Origin of the sequence: Aurantimicrobium minutum (genome assembly GCF_029894165.1) — a bacterium.
In the GTDB taxonomy this organism is placed as follows: domain Bacteria; phylum Actinomycetota; class Actinomycetes; order Actinomycetales; family Microbacteriaceae; genus Aurantimicrobium; species Aurantimicrobium minutum_A.
The window spans coordinates 1,037,755-1,061,861 of record NZ_JARXXU010000001.1; the positions used below are offsets into that span (position 1 = coordinate 1,037,755).

Annotated in this window: 21 protein-coding genes and 1 tRNA gene; 15 read left to right on the forward strand and 7 right to left on the reverse strand. The window is 54.5% G+C overall.

Annotated elements, in window-relative coordinates; translation table 11 throughout:
• Positions 1-2: 2 nt before the first annotated feature.
• The 12 genes from M2119_RS05300 (at position 3) to M2119_RS05355 (ending at position 9,416) form a co-directional block, all read left to right on the forward strand.
• The gene (locus M2119_RS05300; protein ID WP_280803901.1) at positions 3-668 is read left to right on the forward strand and encodes an NUDIX hydrolase; all 666 of its coding nucleotides are present in this window, start codon (positions 3-5) and stop codon (positions 666-668) included.
• A gap of 6 nt (positions 669-674) precedes the next feature.
• Positions 675-1,604 (forward strand): site-specific tyrosine recombinase XerD, encoded by a 930-nt coding sequence (gene xerD / locus M2119_RS05305; protein WP_280803902.1) that lies wholly within the window; start codon positions 675-677, stop codon positions 1,602-1,604.
• Between the two features lie 78 nt (positions 1,605-1,682).
• Positions 1,683-2,543 carry a ParA family protein gene (locus tag M2119_RS05310; RefSeq protein WP_280803903.1) on the forward strand — a complete coding sequence of 287 codons (861 nt, stop codon included), beginning with the start codon at positions 1,683-1,685 and terminating at the stop codon, positions 2,541-2,543.
• Entirely contained in the window at positions 2,527-3,369 is an 843-nt protein-coding gene (locus M2119_RS05315; protein WP_432418501.1) for a segregation and condensation protein A, read from the forward strand. Before M2119_RS05310 ends, M2119_RS05315 begins: the two co-directional genes overlap by 17 nt.
• A complete protein-coding gene (scpB, locus tag M2119_RS05320; RefSeq protein ID WP_280803904.1) occupies positions 3,359-3,982 on the forward strand; it encodes an SMC-Scp complex subunit ScpB in 624 nt (207 codons plus the stop codon). The genes M2119_RS05315 and scpB overlap by 11 nt, the downstream gene beginning before the upstream one ends.
• On the forward strand, positions 3,966-4,847 hold the full coding sequence (locus M2119_RS05325) for a pseudouridine synthase (protein ID WP_280803905.1): 882 nt from the start codon (positions 3,966-3,968) through the stop codon (positions 4,845-4,847). Before scpB ends, M2119_RS05325 begins: the two co-directional genes overlap by 17 nt.
• On the forward strand, positions 4,847-5,935 hold the full coding sequence (locus M2119_RS05330) for a prephenate dehydrogenase (protein ID WP_280803906.1): 1,089 nt from the start codon (positions 4,847-4,849) through the stop codon (positions 5,933-5,935). The genes M2119_RS05325 and M2119_RS05330 overlap by 1 nt, the downstream gene beginning before the upstream one ends.
• Complete coding sequence (cmk, locus tag M2119_RS05335; protein ID WP_280803907.1) at positions 5,935-6,603, forward strand: (d)CMP kinase; 669 nt, start codon at positions 5,935-5,937, stop codon at positions 6,601-6,603. The genes M2119_RS05330 and cmk overlap by 1 nt, the downstream gene beginning before the upstream one ends.
• 21 nt (positions 6,604-6,624) lie before the next feature.
• Positions 6,625-8,151, forward strand: a complete 1,527-nt coding sequence (gene der / locus M2119_RS05340; protein ID WP_280803908.1) for a ribosome biogenesis GTPase Der — start codon at positions 6,625-6,627, stop codon at positions 8,149-8,151.
• Positions 8,152-8,160: 9 nt separating this feature from the next.
• On the forward strand, positions 8,161-8,673 hold the full coding sequence (locus M2119_RS05345) for an NUDIX domain-containing protein (protein ID WP_280803909.1): 513 nt from the start codon (positions 8,161-8,163) through the stop codon (positions 8,671-8,673).
• Positions 8,663-9,301, forward strand: a complete 639-nt coding sequence (locus M2119_RS05350; protein WP_280803910.1) for a TMEM175 family protein — start codon at positions 8,663-8,665, stop codon at positions 9,299-9,301. Before M2119_RS05345 ends, M2119_RS05350 begins: the two co-directional genes overlap by 11 nt.
• Positions 9,302-9,339: 38 nt before the next feature.
• Positions 9,340-9,416: transfer RNA gene (locus tag M2119_RS05355), tRNA-Pro, on the forward strand.
• Positions 9,417-9,511: 95 nt separating this feature from the next.
• Here M2119_RS05355 and M2119_RS05360 read toward each other — a convergent pair.
• From M2119_RS05360 to M2119_RS05390, 7 genes are all read right to left on the reverse strand, one after another.
• Complete coding sequence (locus tag M2119_RS05360; protein WP_280803911.1) at positions 9,512-10,612, reverse strand: NAD(P)-dependent alcohol dehydrogenase; 1,101 nt, start codon at positions 10,610-10,612, stop codon at positions 9,512-9,514.
• Between the two features lie 28 nt (positions 10,613-10,640).
• On the reverse strand, positions 10,641-12,098 hold the full coding sequence (locus tag M2119_RS05365) for an aldehyde dehydrogenase (RefSeq protein ID WP_280803912.1): 1,458 nt from the start codon (positions 12,096-12,098) through the stop codon (positions 10,641-10,643).
• Positions 12,099-12,279: 181 nt separating this feature from the next.
• Positions 12,280-13,959, reverse strand: coding sequence for a (2,3-dihydroxybenzoyl)adenylate synthase (locus tag M2119_RS05370; protein ID WP_280803913.1), 1,680 nt, complete (start codon positions 13,957-13,959; stop codon positions 12,280-12,282).
• A complete protein-coding gene (locus M2119_RS05375; RefSeq protein WP_280803914.1) occupies positions 13,956-15,992 on the reverse strand; it encodes an acetate--CoA ligase family protein in 2,037 nt (678 codons plus the stop codon). Before M2119_RS05375 ends, M2119_RS05370 begins: the two co-directional genes overlap by 4 nt.
• Before the next feature lie 12 nt (positions 15,993-16,004).
• Positions 16,005-17,525 carry an FAD-dependent monooxygenase gene (locus M2119_RS05380; protein ID WP_280803915.1) on the reverse strand — a complete coding sequence of 507 codons (1,521 nt, stop codon included), beginning with the start codon at positions 17,523-17,525 and terminating at the stop codon, positions 16,005-16,007.
• Between the two features lie 148 nt (positions 17,526-17,673).
• A complete protein-coding gene (locus M2119_RS05385) occupies positions 17,674-18,498 on the reverse strand; it encodes a PaaX family transcriptional regulator (RefSeq protein ID WP_280803916.1) in 825 nt (274 codons plus the stop codon).
• A 50-nt stretch (positions 18,499-18,548) separates the two neighbouring features.
• On the reverse strand, positions 18,549-19,835 hold the full coding sequence (locus M2119_RS05390) for a chloride channel protein (protein ID WP_280803917.1): 1,287 nt from the start codon (positions 19,833-19,835) through the stop codon (positions 18,549-18,551).
• A gap of 229 nt (positions 19,836-20,064) precedes the next feature.
• Here M2119_RS05390 and M2119_RS05395 point away from each other — a divergent pair, with 229 nt between their 5' ends.
• The 3 genes from M2119_RS05395 (at position 20,065) to M2119_RS05405 (ending at position 24,104) form a co-directional block, all read left to right on the forward strand.
• Positions 20,065-21,795 carry an amidohydrolase gene (locus M2119_RS05395; protein WP_280803918.1) on the forward strand — a complete coding sequence of 577 codons (1,731 nt, stop codon included), beginning with the start codon at positions 20,065-20,067 and terminating at the stop codon, positions 21,793-21,795.
• Between the two features lie 201 nt (positions 21,796-21,996).
• On the forward strand, positions 21,997-22,578 hold the full coding sequence (locus M2119_RS05400) for a beta-class carbonic anhydrase (protein ID WP_280803919.1): 582 nt from the start codon (positions 21,997-21,999) through the stop codon (positions 22,576-22,578).
• A 161-nt stretch (positions 22,579-22,739) separates the two neighbouring features.
• On the forward strand, positions 22,740-24,104 hold the full coding sequence (locus M2119_RS05405) for a hypothetical protein (protein WP_280803920.1): 1,365 nt from the start codon (positions 22,740-22,742) through the stop codon (positions 24,102-24,104).
• Positions 24,105-24,107: the final 3 nt, after the last annotated feature.

A 24,107-nucleotide genomic window follows, 5' to 3' on the forward strand; every position in this document is an offset into this window, starting at 1 on the left:
TCATGACCCCCACCCCACGGGACGGTATTGCTGACCAGCCCACTGAGGTGACGATCACCGAACGATCAACGGTGTTCACCGGACGTGTCTGGAACATCGAGCACGAGCGTTTTGAATACAACGGTCACGAAATTGCCCGTGATTATGTTGATCACACCGGGGCAGTTGCGGTGCTGGCGCTGGATGACAATGATCGGTTTATTGCGATCCAGCAATACCGTCATCCCATTCGAACCCGCGAATGGGAAATTCCGGCAGGGCTGTTGGATATCGCAGGTGAAAGTGCACTTCTGGCTGCCCAGCGTGAACTCGCAGAAGAAGTTGACCTGCACGCAGACTCGTGGTCGGTTCTCACCGATTACTTCACCTCACCGGGCGGGTCGAATGAGATCGTCCGTATTTTCCTTGCTCGAGATCTGCACACCACTCCCGTTCCTTTTGACCGTAGTGACGAAGAAGCGGACATGGAGCTGCGCTGGGTGAGCCTGGACGATGCACACGAGAGTGTGCTGACAGGTAAGGTCAGTAACTCGATTTTCCAGATTGCCGTGTTGAACGCCCATGCTTCACGTGCTCGCGGCTGGGACACGTTGCGCCCTGGTGACGCACCCTGGTCCATGCGGGAATGGCGGGATGCTTCTGGTAGCGGAGCGTCCTGGCAGGCCTAGGTCACGATGAATCTGCAACGCGCCCGCGATCAGTATCTGAGGTTTGTCGCTATCGAGCGCGGATTATCCCTCAACACGGTAGCTGCGTATACGCGCGATATTGATGCCTACCTTGCATGGCTGGGTGAGCGTGGCACGACCGATGCTGCGAATATTTCACTGCAGGATGTCAGTGCGTATGTTCAATGGCTCGCAACCCGCGCTGACAGTCCGTTGACGAGCTCCAGTCAGTCCCGAACACTGAGTTCCATCAAGGGCTTTCACAAGTTTTTAGTAGAAGAACAAATCATCGAGAACAACGTGACGGTGGATGTAAACCCACCTAAACTTCCCAAAAGACTGCCCAAAGCAATCAGCGTGGAACAGATGTCTGCTTTGCTCGCCGCCACGGATGGTGACGAAGAAGTGCGGGTTCGAGACAAAGCGTTACTCGAATTGCTCTATGCCACCGGTGCGCGCATCTCGGAGGCAGTGAGTTTGAACGTGGATGACGTTACCGTGGGCGACGGCATGATTCGCGTCCGGGGGAAAGGGGGTAAGCAGCGCATTGTTCCTGTCGGTTCGTATGCTCAAGCTGCACTCGATGCTTACCTTGTCCGAGTGCGTCCTATTTTTTCAGCTCGGGGTGCATCAACTCCCGCCCTGTTCCTAGGGCCGCGGGGTGCTCGGGTATCTCGGCAAATGGCGTGGCTCATCATTCGTGAAGCTGGGGAGAGGGCACAGCTTGACATAGAGCTTTCCCCGCACACTTTTCGGCACACTTTTGCAACTCATTTGTTAGCAGGCGGAGCGGATGTTCGAGTAGTACAAGAGCTTCTGGGGCATGCTTCGGTTGCTACGACACAGATTTACACCCTGGTGACCGCGGACACGTTACGTGAAACCTACGTCACGGCGCACCCCCGAGCACAGCATTCTGGCCCCAATTCTAGCTAGAATGGGCATCACTACCGGGGAAGGAAATTCTCTGAACCTGGTGGACTTTTTGCTCAATCTCACAGTGGGGACACTCGAGTGGTTACGTACAAAAACGGCGTGAAAGTCGGCCCAACTGGACGTCCCCTCAAGGATTTCCCCGTTCCAGCACCCTTGACTGCTCACGGTCCAGCACGCATCATTTCGATGTCCAACCAAAAAGGTGGCGTGGGTAAAACAACCACGAGTATTAATCTGGCTGCAGCCCTTGCGGAATACGGCCGTAAGGTACTGGCAGTGGACTTTGATCCACAGGGCGCACTCTCTGCCGGTCTGGGCATTCAAACCCACGATGTGCCGAACATTTATGACCTCATGCGTGGCTCGGTCAAAGACACCAAGGCAGCGATCCAGCACTCCAAAGTCCCTAACCTCGATGTCATCCCCGCCAACATCGACCTTTCGGCTGCAGAAGTCCACTTGGTCAACGAGGTTGCACGTGAGCAGATACTTGCCGGCGTATTGCGTCAAGTAAAGAACGACTACGACGTTATTTTCATTGACTGCCAGCCCTCCCTGGGTTTACTCACGGTGAACGCGCTCACGGCGGCGCACGGCGTCATCATCCCTTTGGCAACCGAATTCTTTGCCCTCCGCGGTGTTGCACTCCTCATCGAGACCATCGACAAGGTGAAAGAACGACTCAACCCCGCGATCGAACTCGACGCCATCGTGCCCACGATGTATGACCCGCGCACGCTGCACTCGCAGGAAGTCATGGAACGTGTGGTTGAAACTTTCGGTGACAAGGTCACCGATACCGTCATCGGTCGCACAATCAAGTTCCCCGATGCGTCTGTTGCGGGTGTCCCCATTACCGAGTTTGCGCCTGACCATGCATCGGCTCATGCCTACCGCCAGCTCGCTCGTGAACTGATCGAACGTGGTGTCGTCGCTTAGCGACCCCACCACCGACGCTGTCGATACTCCTGAAGAGGTTATCGACGGCGGTTTCCGTGTTGCCGTAGGCGTATTTGAGGGGCCTTTTGACCTCCTTCTCAACCTCATTTCCAAACATGAACTCGACATCACCGAGATTTCCCTCAGCGTCGTCACTGATGAGTTCATTCAGTACCTCAAGACACTCGATCTGGATAAGGAGCTTGACGCAGCGACCGAATTTCTCGTGATCGCTGCCACACTCCTTGACCTCAAGGTCGCAGGCTTGTTGCCACAGGGTGAAGTGGTCGATGCCGAAGATGCCGCATTGTTTGAAGCGCGAGATCTGCTCTTTGCACGGCTTTTGCAATACCGTGCTTTCAAAGATGTTGCTCTGTGGTTTGCGGAACATCTGGAAGCTGAATCAACCCGTCATGCCCGCACTGTTCGTTTGGAGGATCGTTTCAGGAGGCAGGTTCCTGAACTGATCTGGAACACCAATGTGGACGACTTTGCGGCGTTGGCCATGTTGGCCATGGCGCCGCGTGAGATCCCCGTTGTGGGACTTGATCACTTGCATGCCCCGCTGGTGAGTATTCGTGAACAAGCGGCGCAGGTTGTGACCAAGCTTCGATCCGGCAAACCCATGACCTTTAGAGAACTCGTAGCGGATGCGGCAGTAGCTGGCGTGATCGTGGCACGATTCTTGGCTGTACTGGAGCTCTACCGTCATGCAGCGATTACTTTTGCCCAGGACGAACCCCTGGGAGATTTGACCATCGAGTGGACTGCCACCAACTGGTCGGATGACAACCTTGCCAATCTAGGGGCTGACTATGACCGATAACACCGACAACATCACCGTCGACGAGGTGATCGACACCACCGTTGCAGAACACGCGACTGCGGTGGATGTGGAACGCGCCATTGAGGCGATTTTGATGATCGCTGACGAGCCACAGTCCATGGTGTCGATTGCGACCGCTATGAGTGTCCCCTTCAAGGCGGTTAAAGCTGCCATTGAGAACCTGGTCACTGACTACAACGGAGCTCACGGGGGAGTCGAGCGCGGTTTCGAACTGCGTGAAGTCGGTGGCGGATGGCGTATTTATGTCCGCGAAACGTACGACCACGTCGTCGCGGACTTTGTTCTCACACAAAACCCCACCAAGTTGTCCCAAGCTGCCCTGGAAACCCTGGCTGTTATTGCCTACAAACAGCCCATCAGCCGTGGCCAGATTGCGCAAATTCGTGCAGTGAACGTTGACTCTGTCGTGCGCACGCTTCTCAGCCGTGGTCTCATTACAGAAGTATCAAGTGATGCGGAGACTGGAGCCATTCTCTATGGCACGAGTGATCTCCTGCTCCAGCAGCTGGGTATCAACACCTTGGATGAGCTTCCCTTGATTTCACCTTTGCTCTCTGACGGCCAGGAAGGCTTCGATGTCGACGCTTCGTAGTGGTGACCCACTTCCCGAGGGTATAAAAAACGCTGACCGTCCTCCTATCGAGGACTGGGATGCTGCTGCAGCTCCTGAGGGGATACGTATTCAGAAGGTGATGGCCGCTGCGGGTGTGGCCTCTCGTCGCGTTGCTGAGAACATGATTGCAGCCGGGCGTGTGGCCGTGAACGGCCAGCTCGTCACCGAGCCAGGGCTGCGCGTCGATCCAGAAGTGGATGAGGTCACCGTAGATGGTGTTCCCGTACAAGTGGACACCTCAAAGCGCTACATCATTTTGAATAAGCCTGTCGGTGTTGTCAGTTCAATGGCAGATGATCGTGGACGTCCAGACCTCTCTGATTACACCAGGGACTACGAAGAACGTTTGTTCTATGTGGGGCGCCTAGACCAAGACACGAGCGGTTTACTCATTCTGACCAATGATGGTGATCTGGCGCATGTGCTGGCACACCCTTCATTTGGCGTGCAGAAAACCTATATCGCGAAGGTGCGGGGTAAAGTGACACCCCAGACCCTCTCTAAGCTCACCACGGGATTTGACCTCAGCGACGGTTACATTCAGGCCGACAAAGCACGTCTTCTCTCTGCCTCTGCAAATGGGGAATCCTCATTAGTGGAAATCACCTTGCACTCGGGTCGTAACCGCATCGTTCGTCGCATGCTCAAAGAAGTGGGTCACCCCGTCGTAGAGCTCGTTCGTCGTGCATTTGGCCCCCTCCATCTCGGCACCCTCCCGGTCGGTCATCTGCGCGACCTCACTAAAATTGAACTCGGTGAAGTGCTCCAGCTTTCCCGCTCCAATACTCAAGACCTCCCTGCCTATGTTGAGCAGGACAACGACGATAACGAGGGAGAGGACTAATGTCTGATACTCACCCCGTTCGTTTGAATGCCCAAGTCCGGATAGTGGGCACCGGTCTCCTCGGCGCAAGTATTGGCCTCGCTCTGCGCTCGCAGGGTGTGGATGTTGTGTTGGCGGACTCTTCACCCAGCTCGGTGCGGCTAGCCGCTGATCTGGGTGCAGGTCGTCCTGCAAGTGCAACAGATGTTCCTCAGGTCATCGTGGTGTGTGTTCCCCCCGATGTCACCTCTGATGTCATTGAGGCCGAACTTCGTGCATACCCTTCGGCCGTCGTCACTGATGTCGCCAGTGTGAAACTTGCACCACTGAATCAACTCCGTGAGCGCGGTGTCGACATCACCCGGTACATCGGTAGTCATCCATTGGCCGGTCGGGAACGCGGGGGAGCGATTAGTGCCCGTGGCGATCTTTTTATCGGACGTCCTTGGGTTGTCTGCCGTGTGGAAGAGACACCTCCGTGGGCATTAGCACTTGTGGAAGACCTGGCACTTGATGTGGGTGCCGTACCCATCGAAATGACACCTCAAGCACATGATCAAGCTGTGGGTCTTGTTTCCCATGTTCCCCAGATTGTGTCCAGCTTGATGGCTAAACAACTTGAAGGTGCCTCGGATGACGCAGTCCGGCTCGCAGGGCAGGGTGTGCGCGATGTAACTCGTATCGCTGCAAGCTCACCTGAGCTGTGGATTCAGATTCTGGGTGCAAATAAAGACTCCATCGTAGGTGTGCTTGAAAACCTCCAGAAAGACCTTCAGAACGTCACTGACGCCCTCCGAGATGTCGATGCTCCTGGGGCGCGCACAATTATTGCTGAGGAAATGTCTGCCGGGAACGCAGGAGTGGCCCGACTTCCTGGAAAACACGGTCAGAACCGACGCTTTGCTCAAATCGTGGTTCTCGTTGATGACCGCCCCGGACAGCTTGCGCAACTCCTGACCGAATTAGGGGAACTCAACATTAATGTGGAAGATCTGCGGCTCGAACACGCGGAAGGCGCCCAAATGGGCATGGTCGAATTCTCGGTCATTCCAGAGGTGCGCGATTCCTTGCTGAAAGATCTTGAAAAAAGAAACTGGAGAGTGGCCTAATGAGCGCCCCCGTTGTTGTCGCAATTGATGGCCCCGCTGGCAGTGGCAAGTCCAGTGTTTCCAAAGCAGCTGCACGGCAGTTGGGTTTTGCATACCTCGACACCGGTGCGGCGTACCGTGCCGTGGCCTGGCATGTTCTCAACCAGGGTGTCGACCCTGCTGTTGAACAAGCCGTCGTCGAGTCGCTGGATGAATTCGGGTATGTCATCAGCACTGATCCAGATGACTACTACGTCCATGTGAACGAGCAAGACATCACCGACGCAATTCGTGAGACGCGCATCACCGATGTGGTGAGCAAAGTTGCGAAGGTCCCGGTAGTCCGCCAATATCTCAGTGATCTCTTCCGTCACATCATGGCGACGACAGATAAACCTGGAATTATTGCGGAAGGCCGTGACATCACCACAGTTGTTGCACCCGATGCCCAGGCTCGAATCCTACTCACAGCCAGTGAAGAAGCTAGAATGACTAGGCGGTCTGCGGAACTTCCACAGCACTCGCAAGATCAAACGGCGTCTGCACTGCGTGCCAGGGATGCAGCCGACTCGCGTGTATCTGACTTCATGACCGCCGCAGATGGCGTTGTGACCGTGGATTCAACTGATCTGGACTATGCCCAGACGATTGATGCGGTTGTAGGAGTCATTCGCTCACGCATGTCGTAATGCCGCGCGAAGGAGAAAATCATGGCTGATAACAAGCCCACCGACGAAGAATTCTTTGACGACGAATTAGACCAAGACGGACTATCAGAGCGCCTCGAAGTCCTCGATGAAGAACTAGCTATCGCTCGGGCAGCCTCGCTGCGAGCTGGCCTCGAGGACTACGACCTCGACGACGAAGACTTCGAGCTACTCGACACGGTCACCGAAGACCCTGACAAGATTACGTTCCTCCCTGCACTACCTGTGTTGGCAGTCGTCGGTCGCCCCAACGTGGGCAAGTCTGCACTCGTAAACCGAATTATTGGTCGCCGCGAAGCAGTTGTGGAAGACACCCCGGGTGTCACCCGTGACCGTGTGAACTACAAGGCCGAGTGGATGGAACGTCAGTTCACACTCGTCGACACCGGTGGCTGGGAGCCAGATGCTAAGGGAATTAATGCGTCTGTCGCCGCGCAGGCAGAGGTCGCCATCGACCTGGCAGATGCTGTTCTGTTCGTCGTGGACGGTAACGTCGGCGCCACCGCAACTGACGAGCATGTCGTCAAGTTGCTGCGCAAGACAAAAATCCCTGTCTACCTCCTCGCAAACAAGGTTGATGACGCCCGTCAAGAACCCAACATTGCATCACTGTGGTCCTTGGGCCTCGGTGAGCCCTACCCTGTGTCCGCGCTTCACGGCCGTGGTGTTGCCGATCTTCTTGACATGGTAATTCCCAAACTCCCCGCGGTTTCCGCGGTAGCTAAGCAGGAAGTGGGTGGCCCCCGACGCGTTGCTATCCTCGGCCGACCAAACGTAGGAAAGTCTTCGCTTCTCAACAAGGCGGCTGGTGAAGAACGTGTCGTTGTCAATGAGCTAGCTGGAACCACCCGTGATCCCGTAGACGAGCAGGTAGAGATTGCCGGCAAGATCTGGCGTTTCGTTGATACCGCCGGTATTCGTCGACGTGTTCACCTTCAGCAGGGCGCAGACTTCTACGCCACCTTGCGCACCAGTGCGGCATTGGAAAAGGCTGAAGTCGCCGTTGTCATGATTGACGTGACCGAAGCCATCTCCGAGCAGGACGTGCGCATCATTGACTTGGTGCTGGAGTCTGGCCGCGCTCTTGTTCTCGCTTTCAATAAGTGGGACATGCTGGATGATGACCGTCGTCGCTACCTCGAGCGTGAAATTGAACAGGATCTTGCCCACGTGGCGTGGGCTCCTCGTGTGAACATTTCTGCTCGTACCGGTCGCCACATGGAAAAGCTTGTGCCAGCTCTCGAACGTGCTCTGGAGTCATGGGATACCCGAATTCCTACCGGAAAGTTCAATGCCTTCTTGGCAGAACTCACCGCGGCACACCCACACCCTCTACGTGGTGGAAAGCAGCCTCGCATACTCTTTGGAACGCAGTCCTCGACTCGTCCTCCCACATTCGTTCTCTTCACGACCGGGTTCTTGGATCCCGGCTACCGTCGTTACATTCAGCGTCGCCTGCGTGAGATTTATGGCTTTGAGGGTTCGCCCATCAATGTCAACATGCGTGTGCGCGAAAAGCGCAAGCGTTAGTCTTCTGTCATGGGCAAAATACCCCCGCAGCTTCCGCCGCCTCACCTTCGTGATCCCGGGGATGCGTGGGTACAAGGTCCTGATGGCACGAAATACTGGGGCACTTTCGGTGCTGCTGGTCTTCTCGTCTATCACCCCACTGCGGGGATCCTTCTGCAGCACCGTGCCGAGTGGTCACACCACGGAGGAACATGGGGAATCCCGGGGGGAGCCATCCGTATGGGGGAGGACGCCGTCTCTGGTGCGCTTCGCGAAGCTCACGAAGAAGCAGGTGTTCCTGCAGATTTGGTAACCGTAATCTTTACGCAAGTATTTGATTTAGAGTTCTGGAGCTACACCACCGTCGTCGTAGAGACTTCGGAAGTCTTTGAACCTGTGATGGGGGATACAGAAAGCGAAGCACTCGCCTGGATCGCATTCAGTGAAGTGGACTCTTTCCCCCTCCACCCCGGTTTCGCAGCTTCTTGGCCTGGCTTGCGAGGCCGAATCGAAGCACATGTGGAGGCACATCGTGGCGAGTAGTCGTGGTTTTGACCGCCTGGTCAACTTTTCAGATGCCGTGGTGGCCATCGCGATCACTATTCTTGTCCTGCCTCTGGTCGACGAAGCAAGCAATCTTGGGACTCAAAACATCAACGCGTTTCTGGAATCCGTCGCAACCCAGTTCTACGTCTTCTTGTTTAGTTTTGCTGTCATTGCGTATTACTGGTTCCTCCACCACAGTTTTTTCGATCAGTTGAAGCAAGTTGATATGCCGATCATGATGCTCAACATGTTCTGGTTACTCGGCATCGTATTCATTCCGTTCCCCACAGTGTTGATTGTTGACTCAAAAGGTCCTGCGGGATGGGCGAACCTGATCTATCTCGCAACCATGATGCTCCTGGCTCTGACACAATTATTCATGAAGCTCCACGTCAGGAAACATCCCGAGTTGCTTGGTTCTCATGTGACCAGGCTCAAGGGGCTCATTGGCTCCGAGGTCGTTGCTGTTTTGTTAGCTATCTCCATCGTGATAGCCGTAACTTTCCCCTCCATCGGCCTGTATGCATTGTTGTTGTTATGGCTCACTCCGTTTGTCGCTTCTTTCATCTCCAAGAGGAAGTACGGAAAGAGTTCTGCGCACAAAACTTCCTCCAATAACCGATAAGATAAACAAGTTGTCTTCGTGAGAAATCACAGAGACGACGGGCTGTGGCGCAGCTTGGTAGCGCACTTGACTGGGGGTCAAGGGGTCGCAGGTTCAAATCCTGTCAGCCCGACCAAAGAGAAAAAGACCGGCATAAAGCCGGTCTTTTTTGTTTGTAGGGAAACAAGAAAGTGGGCCAGGATTTCTCCTGGCCCACTTGTGTGTGATGTCTTAGAAAACAACCACTGGCTTGATCGTCACACCGGTGTGTGAGTCGTGGAAGCCCTGGTTGATGTCCTTGAGATCGTAGTTCTTCATCAGCTTGTCGATGGGGAAACGGCCTTCCTTCCAGAGCTGAATCAGCTTAGGAATGAATACCTGTGGAACTGAGCTTCCCTGGATGATGGTCTTGAATGTCCAACCCTTGACCAAAGAAAGGCCAATTTCGAAGGAAACTTCAGTACCAGGCTTTGCAACACCCACGAGAGCGAGGGTGCCACGAAGGCCCAGAGAGTCAGCTGCTTCACGCAATACCTCGGGACGACCAGTGGTGTCCAGAATGTAGTTTGCGCCAGCACCGTTGGTCAGTCGCATGATTTCGCGGTTGAGATCCAGCTTGGTGGTGTTGATTGTTGCTGTTGCACCAATCTCCTTAGCAAGCGAGAGACGAGAGTCGTGAATGTCAACTGCAATCACGTTCTCGCAACCAGCGATGATACCGGCCATGATTGCACCAAAACCGACGGCGCCGGTTCCGATGATAACCAGGGTGCTTCCCAGTTCAGGCTTGAGCTCGTTCAGGATCGAACCAGCACCGGTCTGAATACCGCAACCCAGAGGGGCAACGATTTCCAGGGGGATGTCCTTATCGATCTTGATGAGGCTTTCCTGTACGACGTTCGAGTAGGACGCGAACGAGGACTGTCCGAAGAAGTGAGAGGAAATGACCTCACCCTTCTTGCTGAAAGCGGTGGTGCCGTCGGAACGACGTCCAGCGAAGTCAGCAGCCCATAGGTTCTCGCAGTAGGCCACGAGGCCAGAACGACACTTGTTGCAGTAGCCACAGAATGCAGCGTTCATGACCACGTGGTCACCTACGGCGTAGTTCACAACCTCTTCGCCCACAGCTTCGATTACGCCAGCACCCTCGTGTCCGAGGACAGCGGGGAGTGGGGTGGGGTACACCTGGTCACGGACAATAGCGTCCGTGTGGCATACGCCCGAAGCGACCATACGTACGCGAACTTCATTGGGGCGAAGTGCGTCAAGGTCAATGTCCTCAATGACGAGGTCTTTGCCTGCCTTGCGGGCAACAGCTGCTGTGATTTTCATGGTTTTCTTTCAGTCCTATCGTCTCTGATTAGAAGGGGTAAGGCTGGTCGGAAGGCTCAACGGTGATCCACTTGAGGTCAGTGAATTCGTTGATGACGCCACGGCCGTCGAAGCGTCCGTAACCGCTGCTCTTCATACCACCGTAGGGTGCCTGTGCCTCGTTCTGAACGGTTGCACCGTTGACGTGAACGTGACCTGCATCGATCTGCAGAGCAACCTGGAGAGCACGAGTGCTGTCCTTACCGAATACTGCTGCGGCCAGACCGTAGTCAGTGTCGTTTGCGACGCGGATAGCTTCGTCAACACCCTTGACACGAACAATCGTGGTGATGGGGCCGAAGGTCTCGAGGTCGTAGATGTCCATACCGGGCTTGACCTTGTCCACGATGGTTGCAGGCATTGCAGCACCGAGAGCAGGACCACCGGCGATAACTTCTGCACCCTTAGCGAGAGCGTCAGTGATCATCTTGTTGATACGGTCACCGGACTCGGGACGGATCATGGGTCCAACGATAACGTTGGGGTCGGTCATGGGGTCACCAGCGGGCAGGGTGCGAGCACGCTCGGCGAACTTCTTGACGAACTCATCAGCGATGGACTCATCAACCACGAAGCGTTCGGTCGACATGCAGATCTGGCCCTGGTACATGAAGGCACCGAATACCGCAGCGTTGACTGCGCCGTCGATGTCTGCATCGTCCAGAACGACCTGAGGTGCCTTGCCACCAAGTTCGAGGAGAACGGGCTTGAGGTGCTTTGCTGCCTTCTGAGCAATGATGCGACCAACGTTGGTCGATCCGGTGAAGTTGATACGGCGAACCATGGGGTGAGCCACGATTGCTTCAACAACCGAGTCTGCGTCTTCTGGAGTGGTGCTGATGAAGTTCAGCACACCTTCGGGAAGACCAGCTTCGATCAGGACCTCAGAGATGATCTGGTGAGTCATGGGGCTGAACTCGGATGCGCGGAAGACAACGGTGTTACCGCATACGAGGGGGTATGCAATCGCACGAGCTGCGAGAACGCCAGTACCGTTCCAGGGCGCCATGCTGAAAACAACACCAGCAGGGGTACGGAAGGTGAAGGAGAAGGCACCAGGCTTGTCGGTGGGGATGGTCTCACCCTGGATCTGGGTAGCCAGACCAGCAGCCTCACGGAAGAGCTGAGCGGTCAGGAAGACATTGAAGCCAGCCCACAGCTGAACAGCACCAACTTCGGCCATCATGGAGCCGATGAAGTCACCTGCACGCTGTTCGATGAGGTCTGCAGCCTTGAGGAGTACTGCGCGACGCTGAGTTGGGCCGGTCTTGGACCAGGTCTTGAATGCTTCAGCAGCAGATTCAACGGCCTGCAGGGCGTCCTTAACGGTACCTGCGGCACCGGTGCTGGCAACCTCGTTGGTGAGTGCGTTACGACGCTCGAAAGTCTTGCCGCCCTGAGCGTCGCGAGACTTGTTGTTGATGATGAGCTGTGACTTCAGTGACATGTTTTGTCTCCATTGACTTGTATGTGATTTCGTCCACTTCGACGAAAGTTAAGTTACATTATCACGCCAGCAGACGAAATAATGTTAAATATTTATTTGGTGCTGATTGTTAGCAAAACGTTGCCGTCCCGTTAGTTTTTAGCACTTAAACACACCAAAAACTAGAGGATGGCAGGTTTTACTACTCCGGATAGACCGATGATCCAGGAGCGATGGGACCTCGACGAGCGAGGTCTTCCCGAAGTGCTTTCTTGTCGATCTTCCCCACTTTGGTGAGGGGCATTTTTTCGGTCACGACAAGGACCTCTGGAAGTTTGTATGCGGCGACGTTGGCTTCTTTCATCAGATCGCGCAATTCTTCGAGAGTGGTGTGCACTCCCTCGCGCAATGTGACGTAGACGCACACACGTTCCCCGAGTTTTGCATCTGGAATGGCAACAGCAGCAACCATCTCGATGCCTGGGTGGCGGTAGATGAGGTTTTCTACCTCTTCACCTGAAATCTTTTCCCCTGCCCGGTTGATAAGGTCCTTATCGCGACCCTCGACCACGATGTTGCCATCAGGTCGAATGATGACGATGTCACCGGTGATGTACCAGCCATCCGAGGAAAACGCACGCTTGTTGTGTTCTTCTGCACGGTAGTAGCCACGAAGTGTGTAGGGGCCTTGAGTGTGGAGTACGCCACGACCGCCGGTGGGCAGAATGTTACCGTCCTCGTCCACCACACGAACCTCGTCGCCGGGGGAGACGGGGCGACCCTGAGTTCCAATAATGACTTCTTCGGGGTCACCCGAGAGCGTGGTGTTAATGAGACCCTCAGCCATGCCGAATACTTGCTGCAATTCACAGCCCAGTACTGGGGTGACACGAGCAGCAAGCTCGTCCACGAGACGTGAGCCACCAACCTGGAGGACCTTCAAACTGCCGAGCTGGCCCGTGTTTTCGGCCACTTCGAAGTCAATCCACTGTTGTACAACAGCAGGAACTGCTGCGGTGTGCGTGACCTTCTCCCGCGAAATTGCGTCAAATGCCTTTCGTGGCTCCGGGGTGCGCAGCATAACGACGGTTCCCCCGACCAAGAAAGTACCCAGGAAACCAGGACATGCCAAGGGGAAGTTGTGACCGGCGGGCAATGCAACCAAGTACACGGTCTCAGCATCGAGGTTGGCCGCAGCTGCGGTTACCTTGAGGTTGTACAAGTAATCGTTGTGGGAGCGAGGAATCAGCTTGGGCAGACCGGTGGTTCCCCCGGAAAGCAGGAACACGGCAATGTCATCAGGAGAAATCTGGAGGCCCTCGAGAGTACTGAGGTCATCGCTGTATTCGGCGCACAAGGCGCCAAGGTCAACATTTCCTTCGTGAATATCGCTACCCAAAATGATGAGGTGCTTCACGCTGGGGACAACGTCCCGGATAACTTCCGCAAGTTCCTGGTGATCAAAGTCGCGCAGTACGTCAGGAACGATGATGGCGACTGCTTCAGAATGCTCGGCGAGGTACTCCAGTTCGTGCCGGCGGTGTGCGGGCAGAGCCATCACAGGGATGACGCCAATTCGCAGACAGGCCAACGTCAGAACAACGAATTCCCAACAGTTGGGGAGCTGAACAACGACCCGGTCATCCACGTCGAGTCCCAGCTTGCGCAGGTTTACGGCGAGTGCGTCTGCACGTTCAAAGAGTTGGGCATAGCTCAGGCGAACGTCGCCGTCCACGAGTGCAATTTTGTGAGGGTCACGCAGGGCGCTGATGCGCAGGGCGTCAACCATGAGGTCGTCCGTCCAGTAACCGAGCTCACGGTACTGAGTAGCAAGGTCAGCGGGCCAGGGAACGATTCCTGCGCTTGTGGGTGTGGACGTCATTGTCCTTCTCCTCGTGTGATGAGTACGGAATCAAGAGCAATCAGACCCTGATCAGTGATGCGAAGAGGATTGATTTCCACTTCTTCAATCCAGTCATTAGTGGCAACAATGCCACCAAGAGTGGAGAGTACGGAACCCAATGATGCCGGGTCAACTGTGGGGCCACCACGCCAACCGAAGAGCAACTGGGATGCGGCCAGATCGTCAATCATGGCAGCGGCTGTTTCTGGAGACAGCGGCGCGGAGCGAATGGCGACATCGCCCACTGCTTCCGCAGTTGTTCCACCGAGCCCGAGGAGGACAATGGGGCCGAAGACGGGATCACGACGTGCACCGACTATGAGGTCAACCCCACCGGGTGCCATCTGTTCCAACAGAACTTGCTCTGCTCCGATTTTCTCGAGTGCATCCCATGCCACGTCGAGCATTTCCGGTGTGGACACGTTGAGGTGAACGCCTCCCACGTCGGTCTTGTGGAGCACTACGGGGAACAAGATCTTCACAGCGAGGGGGCCAGAAAGATCAGTAAGTGCCTGATGTGCCTCTTCGCGAGAGTGAGCAATACAACGACGGGGAGTTGGAATACCGAGGGCTCCCACAGCGTCCTTGGTGGAATTTTCATCCCAAGTGCGATCGTTTGCAATGACGAGTTTGTCTGACACTGCAAAGTTCGCTGCACGTGGGCGCACCTTGCGGTCCTGAATGAGTGCAGAAAGTGCATCAGCAAGGGCATGTGGGCCAGTAACGAAAGGAACTCCCGCAGCTACAGCTTGGGCCTGAATTCCTGCGATGTCTGCAGGGGGACCGTCCATGGCGACCACAATGCGCGCATCGTTATGCGCAAGAGCGGGGCGGACACTGGCCACCATATCGAGTACAGGTTCCGTTAAGCCATAGATTCCCACCACATCGATGGCCTGATCGGCCGCCACGGTGCTAATTACTTCAGGGAAGGTTTCGCTGGGGCGACCAGTGTCGACAGGATTTGCCTGGAACGTAATGGGAGGAAGCAAAGTTCCTAAAGTGTCTTGAGTGGACTGTGCCAGGGGAGGTAGGTCAACCTCTGCAGAAGCCAGCGCATCTGCTATGAGGAGGCCGGGTCCTGCTTGGCCCGTAATGAGGGCCGCGCTTCCGTGAGATTCAGCGTGGAGGCGACCTGAGCGTAAACCGATGACAGCAGAGATGAGCTGTTCTTCGGAATCAACGATGACCGCACCTGCCTGAGCGAGCACAGAACGGGTCGTGCGCCACGATGTTGCCAAAGCGCCGGTGTGGGACTGAGCAAATTCAGAAACGTTGTTTTCCCCAACGACGAGCGCTACAACAGGCTTACGTTCAGCAGCTGCTCGCACTGCAGAGAGCAATCGCGGACCGTCATCGACGTTTTCAATATGAAGAGCAATGACATCCGTATTCTCATCTGTTGCGAGATAGTTGAGGACATCCGTGTGGTCAACATCAATGCCGGTACCAATACCCACACCAAGACTTAGGCCAATGCCGTGCGCGGCAAAGCGGAAAGCCAACATGTGGTTTACTCCACCGCTGGCTGCAACTAAAGCCACATTTCCGGCAGTGAGCTGGTGCGCGCCGGGGACAAAACTGGCAATGAGCTTGCTGCCAGGGGAGAAGTAGCCAGAAGTGTTGGGGCCAAGCAAGCGCATACCGGTGCGGTCGAGTTCTTGCTTGACCGCAGCTTCAATGGCGATGCCTGCAGGTCCAGCTTCAGAAAAACCACCAGAGCAGACCAATGCTGCCGTCACGCCTGCTGCAGCGCACTCAGCGATAGCGAGTGCAGTTGCAGGTGCAGGAACGCAAATAACAGCGAGGTCTGGCTGTCCCCCCATCGCGACAATGGCCTCAGCTGCTTCAGCTGCTGAGGCTACGAAGCCATCTTCGGTTGCTCGAGGGTTGACTCGAGCAACCGGCAGGCCACTGCTGTCCAAAGATGTGGCCATGACGGCACCCAGCTTCTCTGGAGAAGCTGAAGCACCGATAACCATGACCCCACGAGGGGCAAAGAATGACTTCATTGTTGTAAAACCCTAGTTGCTGACAACAGCGTCGGCACGTCCGGAGAGCACTAACGTTTCAGCCAGGTCTTCGGAAGCATTGGCGATCTCGATGACGACGGGGATGTCATTGTAGAGAGCCTGCATTTCAGATTCGGAGATACGATCTTCTTCGTCGCCACCGGTCACGATGATCACATCGGCATCTGCAGGAACGGCAGTTTTCTGGTCAACACTGATATCTACCACGTGGGCGTGATTGATTTCTAGAGGTGTACCGGTTGATCCGTGGAGGAGTCGACCGTCGGAGGACCAGCCGAGGAGACGTCCAGGGACACTCTGGCCGGCAACAGTGATGGGGGTCTCGAGAACAGCAGTGCCGTATTGAGCGGCCCACGAGTCCTGCGACTTTTTAGCGAATGCTGCATCGCGCTTGGCAATTTTGCCCAAGGTGATGCTGCGGGAGAAGAAGTGGAAGGTGAACTGCCAGGGCTCAAACGCCTTGTAGTACTCACCAAAGTGTTCCCACCATCGCAAGCTGGGGCGAGCCTGGCGCTGAACTTTAGCGACCTGGGGCTGTGCAACAGATTCATACTCGGTGAATGCTGCCTCGAGGTCATCGGGATGGGCATCCAGGGCATCGGCGAGGGCGATGGCATCTTCCATCGCCATCTTGGTGCCCGAACCAACGCTGAAGTGGGCGGTGTGAACTGCGTCCCCCAAGAACACAATGTTGCCCGAGTGCCAGTGCTTCGTGGTGCGTCCGCGGAAGTTACCCCAGCGAGAGTTGTTGATCAGCAGCTGACCGCCCTGCAACTCATCTGCAAAGAGTTCTTCAATGTATGCCTTCGACTTCATATCAGAAGGACCGGGAGGGGATGTGACGTCAAACTCATCAAGGCCGGCAGCGCGCCACGTTGGTTCATCTGCTTCCACGATGAAAGTACTGACATCTTCGCTAATGGGGTAGGCGTGAACAGCCCAGTTACCGTGCTCGTTAGCACGATGTAGGAATGTCAGTCCGTCATACATGTGGTCGGTGCCGAACCAAATGAACTTTGCGGTGGCCTGAACGACCTTGTGATCGAGCTTGTCTTCGCCCACAAAGCGGCGGAATTCAGAGTTCATTCCATCCGCAGCGACGATGACATCAAAGTCACCGATTTCTTTCAGCTGCTCAGGGGTGGGGATGAACTGGTTGAACTGGGTGACCACGCCGTGGGACTCTGCCTTTTCCATGAGCATGGGGAGAAGAGTTTTACGGTGAATGGCAGACATGCCGTTCCCTGAGAATGAGTGCTTCTCGCCCTTGAGGACGACGTCAATGGTGTCCCAACGTGCGCCGTGCTCACGTAGACCGTCGCTGAGGATGGTGTCAGCTTCGTCAATTCCCTTGAGCGTGGCGTCAGAGAAGACCACACCGAAACCGAATGCATCTTTAGCGCCGTTGCGCTCGAAAACTGTGATATCCCAATCGGGACGACGCTTCTTCATCAGAATCGAGAAGAAGAAACCACCGGGGCCACCGCCAACTACTGCGATTTTTTTCGACATTGAAATTGCCACCTCTGCGTTGAGTGAAAGATGAGAATCATTATGTAACAAAAATTCGATGTATGTCAATTATTCGTTACTTATCGCGCGTCGATTACGAAGTAGAGCTATCGCGTAGCCCTAACAGAAGGCAGTTTCGGGGAAAAACCTATTTTTGTGGTGCGCTGAGATCTGCGCTGCCGAGGACAGGCATGCCCGTGATCTGCTCGATGGCTGCTTCTGCTTCGATTCGCAGTCGGGAGTGTACGGAAGTAAAAACCTCGTGTGCGCGACGGCCGGTCCACCCCGCAGGGAGCAGTTCGCGGGGGAGATCTGGGTCTCGGAAAGGAAAGTGGCGGTAATCGTCGGTGAGTTCGATCCGTCGCTTCAGGGCGTCAATGCCGGTGAGGTTAGGTGTCACGGAAAATTCATCGATGAAGTTCGTGTAATCGCGCTGGACATCTGAGAGGTCCCAGCATCTGCTGGCGATATCACGATCATGCGTCAAACCTTGAGAATTACATCTCAACAAGTCGAGGTTGATGAGGGGAAGTTTCGAGAGTGCGTTCTCTGCGGCATCTAAGTTGTCGTGGGGGCTCATCCACGTGGAGGTACTGAGTTGACCAAAACCTTCCCAGATCAGTCGGCGTCTGGCGTCATCTCGAGCTGCTCGCTGTGTTTCGGAGAATTTCACGAGAACCATGGACCATTGACGGTCCCATTCTGTGTCCCAACGCTTGAAAATACGGCCCAAGCCTTCGTTCAGAAGATTCCAGCCCTTATTGCTCAGAACGTAACTTACTTCTCGACCCTGGCGGCGGGTATCAAACCAACCTTCCTTTTTAAGGCGGGTCATGACCACTCGTGTAGTACCAGGTTCAATACCAAACATGCCCAGGATCTGAGATAGGGCAGCAAGGGGGGCTTCTCCCTCTCCGCAATATCTCAAGTAGTCACCGAACACGGTGAACACAATGGAGCGGGGGCTACTCATGGAGACAGTATTCCATGCGGTTGCTCACGGGGTAAACAGCACGTGTAGACCTAAGCATCCAATTGAACGGTGGCACGTTCACTTCTCCGGTCGGTCAGAAGGCGAGTGAGAAGTCCGATCACAGCGCCAAAAATAGCAAACGGTGCAATGGCTGCCCCAGTGCCAGCAATAAGGAGTGCACCCAGGAGGGCAGAAGTTGCGGGAAGTTTGGTGAAGGCGGCAGCTGAGGCTGCAATACCTGCTGCAGCAAGCGCACTCACATTAGCGTCGGGGAGGAGGAGTGAACCGAGAACTCCAACAGCCACACCGAGGAATGTGGCAGGGAAGATGGGACCACCGCGGAAACCGCCACCCAACGCGGCGGCAAAAGCAATGCTCTTACCGGTGAGAATGAAAATAACGGCGGCGAGTGACGTCTGGGCAATGAGCTCTGGCATGCCATCGTTGCCACTAAACAAAATCTGATTCGGGTTGAGATGGAAAACGGTTTCCCCCACAAGCAGCACAATGGTAGTGATGAGTGCCGCACCAAAAAGCATCAGAGTGGGCCACTTTTTCGCAATGCGATCGACACCCAGGCCACCTTTGCGAGTAAGTACAGCCACTACAGCAGCAACGAGCGCAATGAGGAGACCCGCTAGCAAGTCTCCAGCTTGGATAGATGCATACGCCGGAAGCCCGGGGACGGTAAGGGAATGAACACCGAGGCCGGGGATCTGCCAGATTCCGATGGAAACGATGTAGCTACTTGCCAGAGCAGTGAATACCGGAAGTAAGAGTGCGGCAGGTGCAGCTCCGAGGGCAGCGAATTCAAGAATCATGAACCCTGTGATGAAAGGGTTTCCGAAAACTGCTCCGATTGCTGCGGCGCCACCGATGAACATCATTGCTTTCCGTGAGTTCTCGGGCTTCCCAATCGTGAACAGTGCCCCGAGTGTTGTGCCCAGAACAATCAACGGTGCTTCAGGGCCGAGAGCGACACCACCGATCAGTGATGCAAGAGCAGCAAGAATGACAGCGGGTACGAATTTCAGCGGAGTATCAAAATGGAAGCCGGTGAGCGGGCCCTTGCCGGTATTTCCAGGGAGTGTTCTGGCAAATACAACAATGACGGCTGCTATCCCAAGAATGATCCCTGCCCACCACCATGGAGCACCTTCAAGACCCATCGCATGGGGCATGTCGTGGTAGAGGAATTCCTGAGATTTTTCGACCACAAGCAAGAAAAGTGATGCCACTATTGCGGAGAGTATTCCCATGAGGACAGAGGCCATCAGCACAGTCATGAGTTGCTGAGGTGCCACAGCCGTGGGGGTGGTGGAAGTTTCAGTGCTCATGCATGCCCTTGGGAGAATTCTGTAAGACGCTGTCTTCAGACTAGTAAAACGAACAACAATGTGGAGAAATGCTGAATTTTCCGTTGTTGAACAATCTTTGACCGAAGGCCGAACTCTGTGGTGGATTCAATGGATTCTGGGCACGCAGTGGCATACAGTGAGGTGTTCGCATTAGACGTTTAGTTCAACTGAACATTCGCGAAATGAAACACTTAAAAGGAGAGTACTTATGGCCGCTGATCTCATTATCAAGGCATCAAGCATCATCACTATGGACCCAGCTGTTCCCCGTGCGGAGGCTGTTGCGGTTGACAGTGCAGCGGGCACCATCGTTGCAGTGGGCTCCTTGGCAGAGGTTCAGGCTGCGAATGCTGGTGTCAGTGTCCAGGACTTGGGTGACACGGTTTTGATGCCGGGTCTCATTGATCCACACAGCCACCCTGCGCTGAGTGGTATGTCGACACAATCTCCGGCCTATTGGATTGCTCCCTATGTCGGGTTTCCAACCTATGCAGATGTCACCGCATTTTTTCAGAAGCTAGACAAAGAAGTTCCAGCAGGACAGCCCCTCATGTTCAACGGCCTAGACCGTATTTTGCATGGTGCTCCCGAGCTGACCAACCTTGATTTGGATGTCTTTTTCCCCTCTCGCCCTGTCGTCGTGATGGATAACTCGGGACACGAAGCATATTTCAACTCTGCAAACATCACCGCGCTGGGGTGGATCGATAACAAGCCACCAGCTGATCCTGTTGGTGCGAGCTTCGGGAGAAATGCTGACGGAACATCGAACGGGCGTGCATACGAAGTTGCAGCCCTGTTTATTGCGGGTGCACCTGTTCTTGCGAACCTTGCACAACACCCGCTGAAGCCCATCGCGGAGTGGTACAAGTTGATGGGTGTCAACGGCATCACCTCAACATCCGAGCACACCTACCAGGGCAATCAGTTGAAGGCTTATATCGCGATGGCGATGGCACCTGATAGCCCCCTTCGTATTTCTCTGTATCACATGAGTATTGAAGCCGATTGTGACCAGCCCATTCAGTCGCCCATCCCTGAAAGTAAGTTGAAAAAACAGGGAATAAAGTTGTGGGCCGACGGTTCCCCGTGGGTTGGAACTATTGCTGCATCTTTCCCTTACATCGACAATGACACCACGCGTAACGCCAACATCACACTCGGCCCCGGCGGCGAGGGCATGATGAACTACAACCGTGCCGAGCTGGACCAGATCCTGGACAAATTGACGCCCAGCGGTTACCAGATGGCCTTCCACTGCAATGGGGACGTAGGGATGGACATCGTGCTTGACGCATACGAACATGCACTCGCAACGCATGGTTTGTTGGGTACTGATCACCGTTGGCGCATCGAGCACATGGGTGCATGTCGTGGAGATCAGTTCGAGCGCGCCGCTCGTTTGGGCGTCAGCTTGTCCCTGAGTCCATTCCAGTTCATTTATTGGGGTGACGTCCTCGACGGCGAGATGTTCCCGAGCGATATTGGTTCTCAGTGGCAACGTGTCGGTGATGCATTCCGTTCCGGTGCTGTGGTCACCTTCCACAACGATGGGTCCGTCAGCCCCCCTATCCCGCTGCTCAATTGGCAGGCAACCACGACCCGTCAGACGGCCTCCGGAAAGGTGCATGGCGCAAATCAGGCCATCAGTCTGGATGACGCCATCAAGGCCCACACCGTAAACGCTGCATTCCAGCTCGGCCGAGAACACGAGATTGGCTCGATCCAAGTAGGCAAGCTCGCGGACTTTGTGGAACTTTCTCTTGACCCTTACCTCGCAGATCTCCACAAGCTCACTGAACAGGTCAAAGTTCAAGGCACATGGGTAGGCGGCAAAAAGATCAACCTTGATGCGTTCCTCTCCCAGGTAGAAGCGATGGATCCCACCGAACACAAGGATCTCGCACAGCACGTCCACTCTGGAAAGAAGTGTTGCTAGTACTGAGTTTGTTATGAAAGAAAGAGCCTGCTGGTCAGGCTCTTTCTTTTGTTACGCATGAACGGGGTCTCGTAACAAAGAGAGAAATATCTGACTTATTTCTTCGCATAACGACACATACTCGACGTGAAGAATCCTCAATATTACGTTGGATCCGCAGCCAATATTGGCCTGAATTCGCAACGATGAAAAGGATTTTCAATGTCTGTACTGAACGAAGTACTTGCCGCTAATGATGCGTATGCTGCTGATTTTGGGGCAAAGTCTGAACTTGCGCTTCCTCCTGCACGTGGTTTTGCGATACTCACCTGCATGGATGCCCGTCTTGATCCAGCAAAATACGCCGGTTTGAGCGAGGGTGATGCGCACGTTATTCGAAATGCTGGTGGTCGCGCCTCTAATGACGCTATCCGTTCGCTTGTAATTTCTTACAAGCTCCTGGGAACCAAGGAATGGTTTGTCATTCATCACACCAATTGCGGAATGGAATTCTTCAACGACGAAGTAATGCGTGGGCTCCTTGCGCACAGCCTCGAAACTGCTGCCCTGGGTGCTGACGGTTTCTATGACGTAGGAAGCGGTCCAGGTTCCGCTGAGGCTAATTACATTAATTGGCTCACTATCTCTAATCAGTCACAGTCTGTCACTGAGGATGTAGTCCGAATCAAGAACCACCCACTGGTTCCTGCAGGCATTCCTATCTATGGCTACATCTACGACGTGACCACAGGCCGGCTCGTGGAAGTTCCTTCAGCTACTGCTGCGGGTGCAGCAAAGAAATAAATTTCAATAAAGTCCCTCCTCTTGAGATGAGAGGAGGGACTTTCTTCGTCCCTCGCAGGCAGGGAAAAACCCCTGATCGCCTCTGTATTTATGGGATTTCTTGTATTTCTTGGAACTACCATGAAAGAAGTATTTGGGAATTGGTGGCGCGAGGAGTATCTGTGTTTCGTCGAATAATGACGGCCGCTTTAGCAGTAGTGGTTGTCCTTGCAGGCATGTTCTTCCTCAACACAACGGCTTTGGCAGTTGCCCCAAATACTGGATACGCAACCTACACAGCCGCTGTACCCAACGGTGCTGATGGGGTAGTCAGCATGACTGCTGGCTTTGGGAACATTGCTTTTGCTTCAACAGGTTCTTCAGGCATCACAATTCCTGGGGGAAGCTCCGCTATTCAACCACTCACAACGCCATTTGCTGCCTTTATTGGTTTGAGTAGTTCTGGACAGCAGTACATCAATACACGTCTAAACAATGGCGCCACCGCAACAAACACCTACCATTTCCTCACCAACACTCCCAACAATGGAAAATGGGCCGTAAGTTTCGGTGACGTTGATGCGGAACGACTGACTATTACGGCGACGAAATCAAACGGCTCTCCTGCAACCGCTGCGGAGTTAGGTTTTCAGTCCCAATACAACTACAACGATCCAACTGATAGCACAGCACATCTGACCGTTACGCAATCTGGAAATAGCGTGGTAGTGGAAGATCCGCTCTGCCCGAGTGCCTGTGACACTGTGGGTATTTCGCTGTGGTTGAAACCAACTGTTTCACTCAGTTATCTCAGTATTTCTGCTTTCGGAAAATCTGGCTTCCCGGTGTATCAAACATGGTTTGCCACTCAGTACAAAGCCGTCACTGGAGATATTGACCCCTTTCAAGGAACGCCGGCAGTCAACCCCACGCCAGTCCCACCTGTGACTTTAGAGCTCATAGATATAGCATCTAACGAAGTTGTAGCTGCGACAACCTCGGACAGCAGCGGTAATTATTCATTCCCCGCTGTATATCCTGAAGCATCGGGTGCGTATGAAATTGATGCAACGGGACCCTACGGTGAAGACATCGTTGGTCCTAATGCGCACGGAAACTTTGATGTTCCAGCCACAGATGGTGTTGGTGCAGTCACAATTCCTCCCATCATTGCTCCTGCCGAATATGAAGTTAGTGGCACAATAACCAATGGTCAGGGAGATCCCGCTGCATTTGATGTTGCAGTACTTGATTCAAACGGTTCGGTGATTACTCACACCGAAGTTCAATCCGATGGAACCTTCAATCTTCCGTTTGTTCCCCCTGCACATAACCTCCAACTCGTCGTACTAGGTCCGAGCGGTGAAGCTTCCACGGGAACAACATTGAATACAACGGTGGGAAATGTTTCCTCCGTTCAGCTCATTGCGCCTTCGCGTCTAGCAAACACGGCTGCACCTCAATGGCAGGTTCCTGCGGTCGTGGCTTTTATGCTTCTTGTTGGTGGTGCAACAGTTGTGGTTGCGCGTCGCCGAACAGCGAACTAAGGA